General features: G+C 73.2%; 14 protein-coding genes, 1 tRNA gene and 1 other RNA gene. 8 read left to right on the top strand and 8 right to left on the bottom strand.

Going from position 1 to position 16,046, the window contains the following annotated elements; translation table 11 throughout:
• On the bottom strand, window positions 1-1,468 hold a 1,468-nt coding region (locus AB0D66_RS32960), incomplete at its 3' end, for a DNA polymerase III subunit gamma and tau (RefSeq protein WP_362310865.1).
• 53 nt (window positions 1,469-1,521) lie between these two features.
• An RNA gene (gene ffs / locus AB0D66_RS32955) (signal recognition particle sRNA small type) lies at window positions 1,522-1,620 on the bottom strand.
• A gap of 107 nt (window positions 1,621-1,727) precedes the next feature.
• On the opposite strand from ffs, the gene AB0D66_RS32950 reads away from it, so the two are divergent.
• Together AB0D66_RS32950 and AB0D66_RS32945 are read left to right on the top strand one after the other, a co-directional pair.
• Window positions 1,728-1,815, top strand: a tRNA-Ser gene (locus tag AB0D66_RS32950).
• 191 nt (window positions 1,816-2,006) lie between these two features.
• On the top strand, window positions 2,007-3,734 hold the full coding sequence (locus tag AB0D66_RS32945; protein ID WP_362310864.1) for an aspartate-alanine antiporter: 1,728 nt from the start codon (window positions 2,007-2,009) through the stop codon (window positions 3,732-3,734).
• Between the two features lie 19 nt (window positions 3,735-3,753).
• Here the strand turns inward: AB0D66_RS32945 and AB0D66_RS32940 are convergent, their stop codons facing one another.
• Window positions 3,754-4,095, bottom strand: a complete 342-nt coding sequence (locus AB0D66_RS32940) for a DoxX family protein (RefSeq protein WP_362310863.1) — start codon at window positions 4,093-4,095, stop codon at window positions 3,754-3,756.
• Window positions 4,096-4,240: 145 nt separating this feature from the next.
• Window positions 4,241-5,698: a helix-turn-helix domain-containing protein gene (locus AB0D66_RS32935; protein WP_362310862.1), complete on the bottom strand. Its 1,458-nt coding sequence runs from the start codon at window positions 5,696-5,698 to the stop codon at window positions 4,241-4,243.
• A gap of 223 nt (window positions 5,699-5,921) precedes the next feature.
• Between AB0D66_RS32935 and AB0D66_RS32930 the strand changes: the two genes are divergently transcribed.
• The 3 genes from AB0D66_RS32930 (at window position 5,922) to AB0D66_RS32920 (ending at window position 10,066) form a co-directional block, all read left to right on the top strand.
• Window positions 5,922-6,749, top strand: coding sequence for an FAD binding domain-containing protein (locus AB0D66_RS32930; RefSeq protein WP_362310861.1), 828 nt, complete (start codon window positions 5,922-5,924; stop codon window positions 6,747-6,749).
• Complete coding sequence (locus AB0D66_RS32925) at window positions 6,746-9,526, top strand: molybdopterin-dependent oxidoreductase (protein ID WP_362310860.1); 2,781 nt, start codon at window positions 6,746-6,748, stop codon at window positions 9,524-9,526. The genes AB0D66_RS32930 and AB0D66_RS32925 overlap by 4 nt, the downstream gene beginning before the upstream one ends.
• Window positions 9,527-9,619: 93 nt before the next feature.
• Window positions 9,620-10,066, top strand: a complete 447-nt coding sequence (locus AB0D66_RS32920) for a molybdopterin-dependent oxidoreductase (protein ID WP_362310859.1) — start codon at window positions 9,620-9,622, stop codon at window positions 10,064-10,066.
• Between the two features lie 42 nt (window positions 10,067-10,108).
• Here the strand turns inward: AB0D66_RS32920 and AB0D66_RS32915 are convergent, their stop codons facing one another.
• Together AB0D66_RS32915 and AB0D66_RS32910 are read right to left on the bottom strand one after the other, a co-directional pair.
• Window positions 10,109-10,528: a TOBE domain-containing protein gene (locus tag AB0D66_RS32915; protein WP_362310858.1), complete on the bottom strand. Its 420-nt coding sequence runs from the start codon at window positions 10,526-10,528 to the stop codon at window positions 10,109-10,111.
• Between the two features lie 180 nt (window positions 10,529-10,708).
• Entirely contained in the window at window positions 10,709-11,521 is an 813-nt protein-coding gene (locus AB0D66_RS32910) for a VOC family protein (RefSeq protein WP_362310857.1), read from the bottom strand.
• Window positions 11,522-11,633: 112 nt separating this feature from the next.
• Between AB0D66_RS32910 and AB0D66_RS32905 the strand changes: the two genes are divergently transcribed.
• Both AB0D66_RS32905 and AB0D66_RS32900 read left to right on the top strand, forming a co-directional pair.
• Window positions 11,634-12,230, top strand: a complete 597-nt coding sequence (locus tag AB0D66_RS32905) for an HhH-GPD-type base excision DNA repair protein (protein WP_362310856.1) — start codon at window positions 11,634-11,636, stop codon at window positions 12,228-12,230.
• Window positions 12,231-12,414: 184 nt separating this feature from the next.
• Complete coding sequence (locus AB0D66_RS32900; protein WP_362310855.1) at window positions 12,415-12,888, top strand: cupin domain-containing protein; 474 nt, start codon at window positions 12,415-12,417, stop codon at window positions 12,886-12,888.
• Here the strand turns inward: AB0D66_RS32900 and opcA are convergent.
• Both opcA and AB0D66_RS32890 read right to left on the bottom strand, forming a co-directional pair.
• Window positions 12,837-13,769: a glucose-6-phosphate dehydrogenase assembly protein OpcA gene (gene opcA, locus AB0D66_RS32895; RefSeq protein WP_362310854.1), complete on the bottom strand. Its 933-nt coding sequence runs from the start codon at window positions 13,767-13,769 to the stop codon at window positions 12,837-12,839. The two genes, AB0D66_RS32900 and opcA, sit on opposite strands and share 52 nt — an antisense overlap.
• A 107-nt stretch (window positions 13,770-13,876) precedes the next feature.
• A complete protein-coding gene (locus AB0D66_RS32890) occupies window positions 13,877-15,487 on the bottom strand; it encodes a helicase HerA-like domain-containing protein (protein WP_362310853.1) in 1,611 nt (536 codons plus the stop codon).
• Window positions 15,488-15,575: 88 nt separating this feature from the next.
• Here AB0D66_RS32890 and AB0D66_RS32885 point away from each other — a divergent pair, with 88 nt between their 5' ends.
• Window positions 15,576-15,872 carry a type II toxin-antitoxin system VapB family antitoxin gene (locus AB0D66_RS32885; protein WP_017240525.1) on the top strand — a complete coding sequence of 99 codons (297 nt, stop codon included), beginning with the start codon at window positions 15,576-15,578 and terminating at the stop codon, window positions 15,870-15,872.
• The last annotated feature ends 174 nt before the right edge of the window (window positions 15,873-16,046 follow it).

The following is a 16,046-nucleotide window of genomic DNA, read 5'->3' as shown; positions in this document are numbered from 1 at the left end:
CCGGTCCGCTCGCGGTGTATGCAGGGAGGATGGATCTCCGACCGCCGCCCGCCTCCCGCCCCCGGCAGGCGGCCGGGGCGGATGCGGCCGGGGCGGGGGCGGCCTGAACCGGTGCCTCCGGCCGCGCGGGAGCCCGTACCGGCTCGGGCGCCGCCGCCGGAGCGGCGGCCGGCGCGGGGGCCTGTACGGCGGCGGCACGCGAGGCGGCCGCGCCTCCGCCCGGCCCCGCGGGAGCCATGGGGTGCGCCTCCGGCCCGGGCACGTAGCCCATGGCCGGCACGGCGGGCGCGGGCGCGAAGGCGGCGGCCGCCCCGCTGCGCTCCAGCCGGTCGAGCCGGGCCTGGAAGGACCGCTCGTCGTCGAAGGCGGCGGGCAGCAGCACGCGGGCGCAGATCAGCTCCAGCTGGAGCCGCGGCGAGGTCGCGCCGCGCATCTCGGTGAGCCCGGTGTTGACGAGATCGGCGGCGCGCGACAGCTCGGCGGCCCCGAACACCGACGCCTGGGCCTGCATCCGCTCCACGACATCGGCGGGGGCGTCGATCAGCCCCTTCTCCGCGGCGTCCGGCACGGCGGCCAGGATGACCAGGTCGCGCAGCCGCTCCAGCAGGTCGGCGACGAAGCGCCGGGGGTCGTTCCCGCCTTCCACCACCCGGTCCACGACCTCGAAGGCGGCGGCGCCGTCCCCGGCGGCGAAGGCGTCCACGACGGAGTCGAGGAGCGAGCCGTCCGTGTAGCCGAGCAGGGAGGTGGCCATAACGTATGTCACACCGTCGTCGGCGGCGCCGGCGAGCAGCTGGTCCATGACGGACATCGAGTCACGCACGGACCCCGCACCGGCGCGCACGACGAGCGGCAGCACGCCCTCCTCGACCTTGGCGCCCTCGCGGCCGCAGACCTCGCCCAGGTAGTCCCGCAGGGTGCCGGGCGGCACGAGGCGGAAGGGGTAGTGGTGCGTCCGGGACCGGATGGTCCCGATCACCTTCTCCGGCTCGGTGGTGGCGAAGATGAACTTGAGGTGCTCCGGCGGCTCCTCGACCACCTTCAGCAGGGCGTTGAAGCCCGCCGAGGTGACCATGTGGGCCTCGTCGATGATGTAGATCTTGTACCGGCTGGACGCGGGCCCGAAGAAGGCCTTCTCGCGCAGGTCGCGGGCATCGTCCACACCACCGTGCGAGGCGGCGTCGATCTCGATGACGTCGATGGATCCCGGCCCGTTCCTGGCCAGGTCGCGACACGACTGGCACTCCCCGCAGGGGGTGGGGGTGGGACCCTGCTCACAGTTCAGGCAGCGGGCGAGGATGCGCGCGCTGGTCGTCTTTCCACAGCCGCGCGGCCCGCTGAACAGGTACGCGTGGTTGACCCGGTTGTTCCGCAGGGCCTGCATCAGCGGGACAGTGACATGCTCCTGCCCGATGACCTCGGCGAACGACTCGGGGCGATAGCGGCGGTACAGCGCAAGGGACGACACGTCTACGAGGTTATCCGGGCCCACCGACAACGGCGGCCCACAAGGCCCCCGGAACGTAAAGCGCCCCCCACGCACCCGCCAGAGCCCACTTACCCTTGCTGCCTTCCGGCCCTGGGGGAGTTGGGTGAGATAGCGCCACGTGAGGGGCTGACCCCACCCTAGCGGATGGAAGCCCCCGGAATCGAGCCCGGCCCCCGCCCCGCTCCCCGGAGACGATCACGTTCGCGAGCACCCCTCAACGTCTTGTATTGTTTGCGGCGGAGGATTCGCCTAGTGGCCTAGGGCGCACGCTTGGAAAGCGTGTTGGGGGCAACCCCTCACGAGTTCGAATCTCGTATCCTCCGCCAGTGCCTCACCGGGCACTTGAAGGCCCCGACCGGGAAACCGGCCGGGGCCTTCTGCGTTCCCCCTTCTGCGTTCCCCGTCTCGGTTCCCGTCTCGGTTCCCGTGCCGCCTCCCGGTCCGGTCCGCGCATGCGGGACCCCGGCACCTCGCCTAGCGTTTTCGCAGGCGGCCGCGGTCGGAGGCAGGAGAGCGGATGGAGTGGTTCAGGGCGAACGTCTTCCGGCCCCATCCCGAACTGCTGATCTTCCTGACCATCGCCGCCGGCTTCCTGCTCGGGCGGCTGCGCTACCGCTCCATGGCCCTCGGCGCGGTCACCGGATGCCTCGTCGCCGGGTTGGTCATCGGCTCCCAGGCCAAGGTGGAGATCGACGGGCCGATCAAGTCGGTCTTCTTCCTGATGTTCCTCTTCGCCCTGGGCTACGACGTGGGCCCGCAGTTCTTCCGCGCCCTGCGCAAGGACGGCCTCCCCCAGGTCGTCCTCGCCACGATCGTCTGCGTCACCGGACTGGCCGCCGCCTGGGCCTTCGCCGCGCTGGCCGGTTACGGACCCGGGCTCTCCGCCGGACTGCTCGGCGGCGGGCTCACACAGTCCGCGGTCCTCGGCGTCGCCTCCGACGCCATCTCCCGCCTCCCCGGCCTCGGCCCCGCGCAGGCGCGCGACGAATCCCACCTGGTCGCCGTCGCCTACGCCGTCACCTACCCGCTCGGTACGGTCCTGCCCGCGCTGCTGCTCGCGGGGGTGCTGCCGCGCCTCGTCGGCAAGGACCTCGCGGCCGAGAGCGCCGTCCTGGCCGCCGACCTGGAGGCGGCGGAGGAGGACCCCGACGCGGGGGAGGGCTACTACAAGCACGTGCTGCGCGCCTACGAGGTCGACGTCGCGCGCTTCGCGGGCCGCACGATCGGGGAGTTCGAGGCCGACCAGAAGGCAGCCGGGCGGCGCCTCTACATCACCCGGCTGCGCCGCGCGGGCGAGATCCTCGAGCACGACCCGGGCACCCGGATCGAGCTGGGCGACACCCTGGCGATCAGCGCGGTCCGCGGGGACCTGGTCGCCTACGACGCCCGCAGCCACATCGGGATGGAGACCGACGACAGCGAACTGCTCGGCTACCGCACCGAGTCCCTGCACGTGGTCGTCACGGGCCGGCGCGGCGCACGCGGCCCCCGTACCGCCGCCGGTACCCCCCGCACCATCCGGAGCCTGCGGCACGAGGAGTTCATGCCGGGCGTGTTCATCGAGGGCCACTGGCGGGCCGGCGTCGACCTGCGGGTGCGCCTGGACAACACCGTCGAGCGCGGCGACACCCTGGTCCTGACCGGGCCCCGGCACCGGGTCGACGCGGCCGCCGCGGAGCTCGGCACGCCGGTGCCGACCAGTTTCGCCACCGACATGGTGTGGATCGCCCTCGGCCTCTTCCTCGGCGGCTGCCTGGGCATCCCCGCCCTGCACGCGGCGGGGGCCCCGCTGTCGCTGTCGACCTCGACCGGAGCCCTGCTGATGGGCCTGGTCTTCGGATGGGTCCGCAGCAAGTACCCGACGTACGGGAACCTGCCCTCCGCCGCGCAGTGGCTCATGGGCACGCTCGGCCTCTGCGTGTTCGTCACCGTGGTCGGCCTCAACGCGGGCCCCAGCTTCGTCCCCGGCCTGCGCCAGGCCGGGTGGCCGCTGCTGCTGTGGGGCGCGGTCGTCACCACCCTGCCGCTGCTGGCCGGCTTCCTGTACGGGCACTTCGTGCAGCGGCTGCCGCTGCCGATCCTGCTCGGCGCCCTGGCCGGCGCGCAGACGACCACGGCGGCGCTGGGCGCGCTCGCCGAGCGGGCCCGCAGCCAGATCCCGGCCCTCGGCACGACGGTCCCGTACGCCCTCGGCAACGTGCTGCTGACGATGTGGGGCTCGGTGATCGTCCTGCTCCGGCGGTGAGGGGCCGCCGCCGGGGCCCTCAGAAGCCGAGGGCGAGGGCGGCCACGGCCGGGGCGGCGTACAGGAGGGGGAAGGGGAGGTGCGCGTAGGAGCGGGCGCGCAGGACCGTGAGGACGGCCCCGGTGAAGTAGGCGGTGAGGCCGACGGCGGCGGCGATGCCGATCGCCGGGACGAACAGGCCGACGACCAGACCGGCCGCGCCCGCCGCCTTGGCGACGCCCAGCCAGGTCCACCACGAGGCCGGGACCCCGTAGGCGGCGAGCGGCTCGACGACCCACTTGGCGCCGAGGAAGACCGAGACGGCGGAGAAGCCGGCCATGAAGGCGCCGACGAGGGTGAGGACTACGGCGGTGGTGGACATGGGGTTCGCTCCCTTGGCAGGTCCTGCGGGTGCCGGTGCGGTGCGTTCCGCTGTGGTGCGGTGCGCTGCTGTCCGGCCTTCACTCCACTGACCCGCCCCGGCGCACGGATGTGACGGCCCGCCGGAAAAACTTTTCGCGGGCCCGCTACAGGCAGCGCAGCGCCGCGTACAGGTCGAGCTTGTGGTCCAGGCGGGACAGGTCACGGCCCGTCAGGACCTGCACCCTCTCGATCCGGTAGTGCACGGTGTTGACGTGCAGGTGGAGGGCCTCCGCCGTGCGCGCCCAGGAGCAGTTGTTGGCGAGGAAGACCTCCAGGGTCTCCCGGAGCATCCCGTCCCCGAGCGCCCCCAGCGTCCGCGCCCCGAACACCCCGCGCACCTCGGGCGGCACCCCCGCGAGCAGTTCCGCGAGCGTGCCGAGCTGCTCGACCGCACGCACCGGAACCTCCGCGTCCGTCGCCGTCAGGGCGAACCGGGCCTGACTCAGCGAGGCCCGCAGCCCGTCCGCCCCCTCGGCCCGGGCGCCCGCGCCCAGCCGCAGGTCCGTCTCCGGGCCGCCGCACGCCCGCAGCAGCGGCCACACCGAGCGGATCCGGTCCGCCGGGTCGGCCGCGGCGTCCGGGGCCTCGTACAGCACCGCCGCCGTACGCCCCACCGCGTACGGGGCCCCCGCCAGGTGCTCCAGTGCCTCGGCCAGGGCCTCTCCCGAGGTGGCCGCCAGCGCGCGGTACGTGCCGCCCGCCGGGAGTCCGGCCGCGGCCAGCGCCTCCTCCAGGGCCCCCGGGTCGGCCGGACCGGGCCGGTCCAGCAGGGTGATCAGCTCCTGGCCCGCCGCCCGCTCCAGGGCGGCCCGCCGGTTCCGCCCGTCGCGGTACCGGGCGAAGACCTCGGCGATCTCGTGGAGCACGCGCGGCGGAGCCGCGTCAGGGTCCGGCAGGAAGAGCCGCCAGGCGTCGTAGGGGGAGCTGTCTGCCTCGATGCCCAGGGATATCCCCTCCCGCCCGGACACGGCCGCGGCCCGCTCGGCGGGGAGCACGGGAGCCGACGGGGTACGGGCCACCGTGCGGCCGCTGGCGGTGAGCAGGTAGCCGCTGACCCGGCCCAGGTGGGCGCAGGACCGGTCCAGCAGTTCGGCGGCCCCGGCCCCGTCTTCGAGGAGCCGGCTGAGCTCGCCGCGCACGTTTTCGGGGAGGGCGAAGGTGCGGGCCGGGCGGCGGCTCAGGTCGCCCCAGTGGCGCAGGTACACCGCCTCGGTCACCGCGCGGAAGCTGGTCCGGGCGGGGACGGCGACGATCGGCACCCGGTGGGCCCGGCAGGCGGCGACGAGTGCGTCGGGCACCCGGCCGTGGGTCTCCTCGCCGGCGAGCAGGGCGGTGGCCCCGGCCCCGGCGAGCGCGGCGACGAACCGGTCCGCCTTGGCCAGGTCGCCCTCCGTCCACCAGACCAGTCCGCTGAGGACGAGCTCCCCGGGGCCCAGGAAGCGGCCCGGGTCCTCCAGGTCGGTGGCGGTGACCCCGCTGACCTGCTGGCCGAGAAGGGCATCCTCGCCCCAGAGCAGGGTGAGGCCGAGGCTGTCGGACTGGAGCAGGTCGAGGACGTGCACGGCAGGGTCTCCTTGCGATGGGTGGCAGCCCGCATTCGCGAGGTTGATCGGGCGAGAGCCATCGTAAATGCAAGGGCAACGGGCAGGATTTCCTCCTGGTCGATCCTCCAGGCCGGACCCTCCCGAGCCCGGTCCTTTCCGTGTCGGAGACCAGTCGTCCCGCCCCTGCCCCCGTTGCTTCACTGGCGGAAACACCCGGGTACGGAAGGGCCGGTGGCGCGAAATGGACCTCAACACGGTGCTCGACGTGCGCGACGCGCGCCGCCGCGAGCCCTGGCGGCCCGGCGACGCCTGGCTGGGCGGCGGCACGTACCTCTTCTCCGAGCCGCAGCCGCACATCCGCCGTCTCGTCGACCTCTCCCGGACGGGCTGGCCGCCGCTGTCCTGGCAGCCCGACGGCTCCCTCGACATCGCCGCGACCTGCACCATCGCCGAGCTGTCGCGTTTCGGGCGGACCCTGCCGGCCACGGCCGCGCCGCTCTTCGAGCAGTGCTGCCGGGCCTTCCTGGCCAGCTTCAAGATCTGGAACATGGCCACGGTCGGCGGCAACCTCTGCAACGGCCTCCCCGCCGGTCCGATGATCTCCCTCACCGCCGCGCTCGACGGCACGGTCCTGCTCCAGGGCCAGGACGGCGCCACACGCCGCCTGCCCGTCACCGCGTTCATCCGCGGAGCCGGGGCCAAGGACCTTCACGAGGGGGAACTGCTGCGCTCGGTACGGCTGCCCGCCCGCGCACTGGACTGCCGTACGGCCTTCCGGCAGGCCTCGCTCTACGGGCTCGGGCGCTCCGGCGCCCTCGTGATCGGCGCCCGCGACCCCGCCGACGGCTCCCTCGCGATCACCGTCAGCGCCGCCACCACCCGCCCCTTCCGCTTCTGGTTCGCGCTGCCGCCGACGGCCGGCGGGCTGCACGAGGCCGTCGACGGCGCCGTGGGCCCGGACGAGTGGTTCGACGACATCCACGGACTGCCCGCGTGGCGGCGGCACATGGCCCTGCGCCTGGCCGAGGAGATCCGCCGCGAACTCGACCCTTCGGAGGACCCCCGGTGAGCTACGAGATCGAGATCAACGACCAGCGCTTCGACACCGCGCCGAGGGCCGGCCAGTGCCTGCGCACCTACCTGCGCGAACGCGGCTGGTTCGGCGTGAAGAAGGGCTGCGACCAGGGCGACTGCGGTGCCTGCACCGTCCACGTCGACGGCCGACCGGTCCACAGCTGCCTCTACCCGGCCGTCCGCGCCGAAGGACGCTCCGTCACCACCGTCGAGGGCCTCTGCAAACCCGGCGGCGAACTCCACCCGGTGCAGCGGCAGTTCCTCGACGCCCAGGGCTTCCAGTGCGGCTTCTGCACGGCCGGGTTCCTGATGACCACGGCCGCCCTCCAGGCCGAGCAGGGCACCGCCGAGGACGACGGCAAGCTCGACGACCTCCCGCGCGCCTTCAAGGGCAACATCTGCCGCTGCACCGGCTACCGGGCCATCGAGGACGCGGTACGCGGGGTCAGGCACACCGAGAGCCCGGGTGACGGACAGGCCGTCGGCAGGAACCTCGGCGCCCCCGCCGGGCCCCAGGTGGTCACCGGAACCGCCCGCTACACCTTCGACGTGGACGTGCCGGAGCTGCTGCACATGAAGCTGCTGCGCTCCCCGCACCCGCACGCCCGGATCCTCGCCATCGACACCGCCGAGGCCCTGCGGGTGCCGGGCGTGCACGCCGTCCTCACCCACCACGACGCCCCCGAACGGCTCTACTCGAGCGCCCGCCACGAGCACCCCGCCGAGGACCCCGAGGACACCCGCGTCCTGGACGACGTGGTCCGCTTCGTCGGCCAGCGGGTGGCGGCCGTGGTCGCCGACAGCGAGCGGGCCGCGGAGGAGGGCTGCCGCCGCGTGGCCGTCACGTACGAGGAGCTCCCGTACGTCGTCGACCCGGAGGAGGCGATGCTCCCGGGCGCCCCGGTCCTCCACCCCAAGGGGCCCGCGTCCCGCATCGCCCGCCCCGGGAACAACGTGTGCGGCGAGGTCCACCACACCCTCGGCGACATGGAGCAGGGCTACGCCGAGGCGGACGTCGTCCACGAGGAGACGTTCCGGACCCAGCGCGTGCAGCACGCCAGCCTGGAGACCCACGGCAGCGTCGCGTACTTCGAGCCCAAGGAGGAGGGCGGCGGCGAGCGCATCACCGTCCGCTCCTCCACCCAGGCGCCGTTCCTGACCCGGCGGGCGCTGTGCGCGCTCTACGACCTGCCGGAGGACGGGGTCCGGGTCGTCGCGGGCCGCGTGGGCGGCGGGTTCGGCGGCAAGCAGGAGATGCTGACCGAGGACATCGTGGTCCTGGCCGCCCTGAAGCTGCGCCGCCCGGTGAAACTCGAGTTCACCCGGGCCGAGCAGTTCCACGGGGCCACCACCCGCCACCCCTTCAAGATCACGATCAAGGCCGGCGCCAAGGCCGACGGCACCCTCACCGCGCTGCGCCTCCGGGTGCTCGCCAACACCGGCGCCTACGGAAACCACGGGCCGGCCGTCATGTTCCACAGCGTCGGCGAGTCGTTCGCCGTCTACAAGGCGCCGCACAAGGAGGTGGAGGCGTACTCCGTCTACACCAACGCCGTACCGGCGGGCGCCTTCCGCGGCTACGGCCTGGGCCAGGTCCTCTTCGCACTCGAATCGGTGATGGACGAGCTCGCCGTCCGGCTCGGCCTGGATCCCCTCGTCCTGCGCGAGAAGAACGTCATCGGCGCCGGCGACCCCATGGTGACCCCGATCGGCCATGAGGAGGACCTCTTCATCGCCTCGTACGGGATGAAGCAGTGCATGGACGTCGTCCGCAAGGCCATCGCCGAGGACCGCAGCCACGAGGACGTCCCGGCGGGCTGGCTCACCGGTACGGGCACGGCGGTCGCGATGATCGCGACCGGGCCGCCCGGCGGCCACTTCGCCGACGCGCGGGTCAGCCTGCTGCCCGACGGCACCTACGACACCGCGGTCGGCACGGCCGAGTTCGGCAACGGCACGACCACCGTCCACCAGCAGATCACCGCCGGCGCCCTGAACACCACGGTCGACCGCGTCGCGATCCGCCAGTCCGACACGGACGTGGTCCGCCACGACACCGGCGCGTTCGGCTCGGCCGGCACGGTGGTGGCGGGCAAGGCCGTGCTGCTGGCGGCGGGCTCCCTCGCGGAGCGCCTCCAGACCCTCGCGGCCCGCCACACGGGCGTCGCCCGGCACCTGTGCCGGCTGCGGGCCGAGGCCTTCGACTGCGCGGGCCGCACCGTGACCCTCAAGGAGCTGTACGAGGCCGCGTACGACGCGGGCGCACTGGACGAGGTGTCGGCGGACGGGCACTGGGGCGGCAGCCCGCGCTCGGTCGCCTTCAACGCCCAGTGGTTCCGCATCGCCGTCGACCCCGGCACCGGCGAGATGAGGATCCTGCGCAGCGTGCACGCGGCCGACGCCGGCAAGGTCATGAACCCGATGCAGTGCCGCGGCCAGGTGGAGGGCGGCGTCGCCCAAGCCCTCGGCGCGACCCTCTTCGAGACGGTACGGCTTGACGGGCGCGGGGAGGTGACCACCGCCGCGTTCCGCCGCTACCGGCTTCCGCAGTACGCCGACGTACCGCGGACCGAGGTGCACTTCATGGAGACGCGGGACGCGATCGGACCGCTGGGCGCCAAGTCGATGAGCGAGAGCCCCTTCAACCCGGTGGCGCCGGCCTTCGCCAACGCACTGCGCGACGCGACCGGGATCCGCTTCACGGAACTGCCCCTGACGCGGGACGTCGTATGGCAGCGGATACAGCAGGACGGCGCCGAGCCTGCCAGGTAGGAATGGCCAATCCTCGCGCAGTTGCGGCTCATATCAAGCTCTCAACCTCGCAGATGAGGTTCTACGACCTCGGGCCGCGGGAATGACGTCCCCATGGCCAAACTGATGCTGCACGGAGACCTGGACCACCCGGCGACCCTGAGCGTCGCGGACCTGCGGGCACGGGAACAGCACCGGGCCGCGGTCACGTTCGACTGCGCGACGAACGGTCCGCAGCACCACGTGTTCGAGGGCCCCCTGCTCCGCGACCTGATCGCCGACGCGGGTCCCGCCTTCGACGCCCGGCGGCGCAAGGACCGCAGCCGCTTCCTGATCGCGATCAGCGGCGGGGACGGCCACCACTCCGTCCTGTCCTGGGCCGAGCTGGACGCCGACTTCGGCGACAGCCCGGTCCTGCTGGCCACCCGGCTCGACGGGGAGGACCTCGACGAGGCGGGCAGCCAGCTGGTGGTGCCGTCGGACCGCTGCGGCGCGCGCTACGTCAGCGCGGTCACGCACGTGTGGTTCGGGGCGCTCGCGGTACCGGGGGCCGGGATGTGACGGGCCGGGACGGCCGGGACGGCCGCCACGGCCGGGTGGTGATCAGGCGGTCCGGAGGGAGATCTCGGTCGACTTGATCAGCGCGACGACGGAGGAGCCGGCCGCCAGACCGAGCGCGTCGACGGCGTCGGCGGTGATGGCGGCGGTCAGCCCGCCGCCGTCCACGTCCACCTTGACGGAGGCCATGGCGGGTCCGGCGGCCACCTCGACGACCGTGCCGGCGATCTGGTTGCGGATGGACACCCCGTCGACGGGCCCGGTGGCGAGGGCCACCTCGGTGGCCTTGACCAGCGCGGTGACCGGGGAGCCGGTCCCGATGCCGAGCTCCGTGACGGCGTCGGCGGTGATGGCCGCGGTGATCTCCTGGCCGCCTTCGAGCCGGACCTTGACCGCCGCCATGGCCGCACCGGAGGTGACGGCGGTGACGGTGCCGGCGAGCTGGTTGCGGATGCTCAGGCTCATGGCGCTTCGACCTTTCGCGTAGTCGCGTCGCGCGGCGGGCACGAGCCGCACGGACCGACCGTATGCCGCCCGCCCCGGCCGTCGGGGCGGGCACGCCGACGGGAGGCGTTCCGTGCGGGCGGAGCGCTCGGGGGGCGGGCGGAGCGCTCGGGAGGGCGGCTCAGCGCTCGGGAGGGCGGCTCAGCCGAAGTTCGGCATCTCGCCGACCGTGGTCGACAGGTCGATCACCGCGAAGGCCGCGCCCTGCTGGTCCGCCAGCGCCGCGAAACGGCCGAACGGGCTGTCCATCGGGCCGAAGTGCAGCTGCCCGCCGTGCTTCTTCGCCTTCTCGACCGCCTCGTCGCAGTTCGGGACGCCGAAGTACACCTGGATGTAGGAGGGCACCTCCGGCGGGAACTCGTCGCCCATCCTCATCCGGCCCAGCACCGGATTCTCGGGACCGCCGACGCAGTACACGGTGAAGTCCATGTCGGCCTCGTCCGCGTCCTCGCCCGCGTCCATCCGCTGGGTGGTGAACGGGAAGACGCTCGGCAGGAAGGTGTCCGGCTTCTCGGGCTCCCGGCTGAAGACCTCCGCCCAGGCGTACGCGCCCGCCTCGCCCATCTTCTCGAAGCCCTTGTGCTCGCCCGGCTGCCAGACGCCGAAGACCGCGCCGCTGGGCTCCTTCGCGATCAGCATCGAGCCGAAGGTGCCCACCTGCATCGGGCCCATCAGCACCTCGCCGCCGTTCGAGGTGACCTTCTCCGCCGTGGCTCCCACGTCCGGCGAGTGGAGGTACAGACACCACTGCGACGGGGCGTCCGCCCCGGGCATCGGGGGCACGACCGCGGCGACGGCCTTCCCGCCGGAGTACGCCTGCGTGTAGTTGCCGTACTCGCTGCTGGACTCGCCGAAGGTCCAGCCCAGCACATCCCCGTAGAAGGTCTTGGCGGCCTCCACGTCGGCGAACATCGCGTCCACCCAGCACGGCGCGCCTTCGGTGAACTCACCCATGGTCGATCGACTCCTCGGACTCGTACTCGTCGGCGTAGCTGTCGTCGTACCCACGCTAGGCGCGCGGTGTGCCGACCGCGCGGGGAGCGCGCCCGCGCGGGAGGCTGGAGCCATGGACAAGGACATCACCATCCGGCTGGCGCAGCAGCCGGAAGCCGACGCGCTGCTCTCCCGGAGCCCCCTCGCCGCACTCGTCGGAATGCTGCTGGACCAGCAGGTGCCGATGGAATGGGCCTTCTCGGGGCCCTGGACGATCGCCCAGCGGCTCGGCTCCGAGGACCTGGACGCGCACACCATCGCCGCGTACGACCCGGAGGCCTTCGCCGCCCTGCTCTCGGAGAAGCCCGCCGTGCACCGCTATCCCGGGTCGATGGCGAAGCGGATCCAGCAGCTGTGCGCGTACCTGGTGGAGCACTACGGCGGGGACGCCGAGGCCGTCTGGGCCGGGGTCGGCACCGGGGAGGAACTGCTGGCGCGCCTCAAGGCGCTGCCCGGCTTCGGCGAGCAGAAGGCCCAGATCTTCCTGGCCCTGCTGGGCAAGCGGCTCGGCGTGCGGCCCGAGGGATGGCGGGAGGCGGCGGGCGGCTACGGACCGGCGAACGTCTACCGCTCGGCGGCCGACATCACCGGACCGGAATCCCTGGCCAAGGTCCGGGCGCACAAGCAGGAGATGAAGGCCGCGGCAAAGGCGGCGAAGGCCGCGGGGTGACGGGCCGGCCCCGGCCGACGGGCCGGGGGCGATGGACGGTGGGCCGGGGGGCGGCGGGCCGGGGGGCGATGGGCCGATGGCCATGCTCCGAGGGGCGGGACCTCTCCGGGGCGGGAATTGACCGGCTGGAGAGGGGATCGATTGACCCCTGTAGCCGGTCTATCCGGACCGTAGGTTAGGGGACATGACAGAGATCGCGACCCGCGCCGCCACCGCCGAAGCCATTTACGACGCTCCCGGCAGCCTCATCACGCTGCTCACGGACACCGCCGAGCTCACCTGCAACACGGCCACCTTCGACGAGGGCGCGGCCGGCGCCCCGGTGCACTTCCACACCAAGGCCACCGAGTTCTTCCACGTCACGGCCGGCCGGCTCGACATCCTGGTCGGCGACGAGGTCCTCACCCTCGACGCCGGGGACTTCATCGCGGTCCCGCCCGGGGTCAAGCACGCGTTCGCCCCCGCCGCCGGCCACACGGCGAGCGTGTTCGTCGGCTTCACCCCCGGCATGGGCCGGTTCGACTACTACCGCCTCCTGGGCCGGGTCAACGCGGGCGAGGCCACCGTGCAGGACATCAAGGACAGCTCCGCCGCGTACGACAACCACTACGCGGAGAGCGCCGCCTGGAGCGGCCGCCGCCGCAGCGCGGAGCCGTAGGTCACGTCCGCGTCGAGGCGGCGCAGTTCCTCCGCGATCAGTTCGGCGCCGCTGCGGATCTTCAGGGCCACGCTGCGGTCGGGGCTCCCCGGCAGGACCAGCGTGGCCAGGGCGCCCGCGGGCCGGTCCACGCGGATCTCGCCGCCGGTGGTGCGCAGGCTGACCCGGGTGATCACCGGGCCCTCGCTCGCGACCCGGTCGACGGGCACCCCGAGACGGTCCTCCAGCCAGCGCGCCAGCAGCTCGGCGCTCGCGTTGTCGGGCTCGCTCTCCACCGCAGCGCCGGTCACCGGCAGCGGCTTCTGGTCCAGGGCGGCCGCCAGCAGGGCCCGCCACGGCGTCAGCCGGGTCCAGGCCAGATCGGTGTCCCCGGGCCGGTAGGAGGCGGCCCGTTCGTCCAGCACGCCGACCGGGTCGAAGGCGGCGGCCGCGTCCGTGATGCGGCGCTGCGCGAGCGCGCCCAGGGAGTCCCGCGCCACGTCGGCGGGGGCGTCGGCCGGCCACCACGCCACGACCGGTGCGTCCGGCACCAGCAGCGGCAGGACGACCGAGCCGGCCTGCTCGGTCAGGTCCCCGTGCAGGCGCAGCACCAGGGTCTCCCCGGTGCCGGCGTCCGAGCCGACCCGCAGCTCGGCGTCGAGCCGCGTCGCGCGGAGCTTGTGCGAGCCGCGCGAGGTGCGCTTGATCACCGTGATGACGCGGCAGGGGTGCTCGCGCGAGGCCTCGGAGGCGGCGCGCAGGGCGTCGTAGGCGTTCTCCTCGTCGGTGACGACGACGAGGGTCAGGACCAGCCCCGTGGTGGGGCTGCCTATCGCCCGGCGGGCTGCGAGCAGCGCCCGGTTGATCTTGCTGGACGTGGTGTCGGTCAGTTCGGTCCGCATGCCACGAGTCTGTCAGCGACCGACCGGTTCCCGTCACCCGGTGCGCTCGGTTCCGCCTGGAGCAGGAGAACGGGAAGGGCGAGCGGTCGAGGCGCGGGACCGCGTCCTCAGCGCCGCCTGCGGGCCGTGCCGAAGATCGAACGCGAGATCTCCCGGCCCAGCTGCGTCCCGATCGACCGGGCCAGCGACCGGAACAGCCCGCTCCCCACCACCTGCTCGGCCAGTGAGGGATCGGGCTTCGGGGCACTGCGCGCGGCCCGCGCCGCCTCCTTCTCGGCCTCCTTGGCCTGCTTCTCCGCCTCGGCCTCCGCCGCTGCCGCCTCTGCCTGCGCCTCCGCTGCGGCCTGCTCGGCGCTGATCTTCTCGTACGCCGACTCGCGGTCCACCGGCTCGGCGTAGCGCGACCACAGCAGCGAGGCCTTCACCGCCCGGTCCAGGGCCGCCGGGTCGACCGGACCCATCAGCGACTGCGGGGCGCGCAGCCGGGTCGCCGCGACCGGGGTGGGGGCGCCGTTCTCGCTCAGCACGGTGATCACCGCTTCGCCGGTCCCCAGCCGGGTGAGCAGCTCCTCCAGGTCGTAGTCGGAATGGGGGAAGGTCTTCACCGTCGCCTTCAGGGCCTTCGCGTCGTCCGGGGTGAAGGCGCGCAGCGCGTGCTGCACCCGGTTGCCGAGCTGGGCGAGCACGTCCCCCGGCACGTCCTTGGGCGTCTGCGTCACGAAGAAGACGCCCACGCCCTTGGAGCGGATGAGGCGCACCGTCTGGGTGATGGAGTCGAGGAAGGCCTTCGAGGCGCCGTTGAAGAGCAGGTGCGCCTCGTCGAAGAAGAAGACGAGCTTGGGCCGCTCCAGGTCGCCGACCTCCGGCAGGTCGTTGAAGAGGTCGGCGAGCAGCCACATCAGGAAGGTGGAGAAGAGCTGCGGCTTGTCCTGGACCGCGGGTAGTTCCAGTACGGAGACCATGCCGCGGCCGTCCGCGGCCGGGCGCAGGAACTCGCTGGTGTCGAACTCGGGCTCGCCGAAGAACTCCGCGGCCCCCTGCTGCTCGAAGGCGGTCAGGGCCCGCAGGATCACCCCGGCCGTGACCGTGGACAGTCCGCCGATGCCCTTGAGCTCGGGCTTCCCCTGGTCGGAGACGAGGAAGGCGACGACCGCGCGCAGGTCCTTGAGGTCGATCAGCTCCAGGCCCTTGGTGTCGGCGTAGTGGAAGATCAGCCCGAGGGACTGCTCCTGCGTCTGGTTGAGCTGGAGCACCTTCGACATCAGGACCGGGCCGAAGCTGGTGACGGTCGACCGGAGCGGGATCCCGGGGCCGATGCCGCCGAGCGAGTAGAACTCGCAGGGGTAGCCGGTGGCCTCCCACTGCTGGGCCACGTCCTTCGCCCGGGCCTCGACCTTCTCGTTCGCCCCGCCCGGCACGGAGATCCCCGAGACGTCGCCCTTGATGTCCGCGAGGAAGACCGGGACCCCGTTGGCCGACAGCTGCTCGGCGATGAGCTGGAGCGTCTTGGTCTTGCCGGTGCCGGTGGCGCCCGCGACCAGCCCGTGCCGGTTGAGCATCGGCAGGGGGATGCGGATCTGGTGCTCCGGCAGGCAGCTGCCGTCCCAGAGCAGGGCCCCCAGGTCGAGCGCCGGGCCGGTGAAGGCGTATCCGGCAGCGATCTTGTCGGCCGGGCCCGTCTGATCCGCCACGGCGGCGGGGTCGGTGCTCTCGCTCATGCATCACTCCCGAATTGGCGCTCTTCGCCACTTTTGCACCAACGCGGCGAGGCTGCGCTCGCAGGGCCGGGCCCGGTAGGCTTTCCGTGTGATCTTCAAGCGCATCGGTAACGGAAAGCCGTACCCCGACCACGGCCGGGAAAGCACCCGGCAGTGGGCGGATGTCGCGCCGCGCCCGGTCCGGCTCGACCAGCTGGTGACGACCAAGGGGCAGCTCGACCTCGAGACGCTGCTCGCCGAGGACTCGACCTTCTACGGCGACCTCTTCGCGCACGTCGTCAAGTGGCGGGGCGACCTCTACCTGGAGGACGGGCTGCACCGCGCCGTGCGGGCGGCCCTGCAGCAGCGCCAGGTGCTGCACGCCCGCGTCCTCGAGATGGACTGAGCTCCGGCAGGGGGCCTTCGGGTCGTCCGGGCCGTCCGGACCGGCGGCTCCGCCCGGCAGGCCCCGCCCGCATGGACCGCCCGGCGCGGCGGATGTCTCCCGAACGGCGCAGGCACAGCCCCAGGTTGTGCTCGGCGCGCAGGGTCTGCGGGTGGCCCAGCCCCAGCACCTGGG

It is taken from the genome of Streptomyces sp. NPDC048270 (genome assembly GCF_040652335.1).
Classification (GTDB): domain Bacteria; phylum Actinomycetota; class Actinomycetes; order Streptomycetales; family Streptomycetaceae; genus Streptomyces.
Note: the sequence above shows the minus strand (reverse complement) of the source record. Positions and strands in the feature narration are given on the sequence as shown.

Coding starts and splice junctions, on each gene's coding strand:
- AB0D66_RS32940 (WP_362310863.1), bottom strand. CDS start 4,095: ATGTCCACCACCGCCGTAGTCCTCACCCTCGTCGGCGCCTTCATGGCC.
- AB0D66_RS32930 (WP_362310861.1), top strand. CDS start 5,922: ATGGACCTCAACACGGTGCTCGACGTGCGCGACGCGCGCCGCCGCGAG.
- AB0D66_RS32945 (WP_362310864.1), top strand. CDS start 2,007: ATGGAGTGGTTCAGGGCGAACGTCTTCCGGCCCCATCCCGAACTGCTG.
- AB0D66_RS32920 (WP_362310859.1), top strand. CDS start 9,620: ATGGCCAAACTGATGCTGCACGGAGACCTGGACCACCCGGCGACCCTG.
- AB0D66_RS32900 (WP_362310855.1), top strand. CDS start 12,415: ATGACAGAGATCGCGACCCGCGCCGCCACCGCCGAAGCCATTTACGAC.
- AB0D66_RS32915 (WP_362310858.1), bottom strand. CDS start 10,528: ATGAGCCTGAGCATCCGCAACCAGCTCGCCGGCACCGTCACCGCCGTC.
- AB0D66_RS32910 (WP_362310857.1), bottom strand. CDS start 11,521: ATGGGTGAGTTCACCGAAGGCGCGCCGTGCTGGGTGGACGCGATGTTC.
- AB0D66_RS32890 (WP_362310853.1), bottom strand. CDS start 15,487: ATGAGCGAGAGCACCGACCCCGCCGCCGTGGCGGATCAGACGGGCCCG.
- AB0D66_RS32905 (WP_362310856.1), top strand. CDS start 11,634: ATGGACAAGGACATCACCATCCGGCTGGCGCAGCAGCCGGAAGCCGAC.
- opcA (WP_362310854.1), bottom strand. CDS start 13,769: ATGCGGACCGAACTGACCGACACCACGTCCAGCAAGATCAACCGGGCG.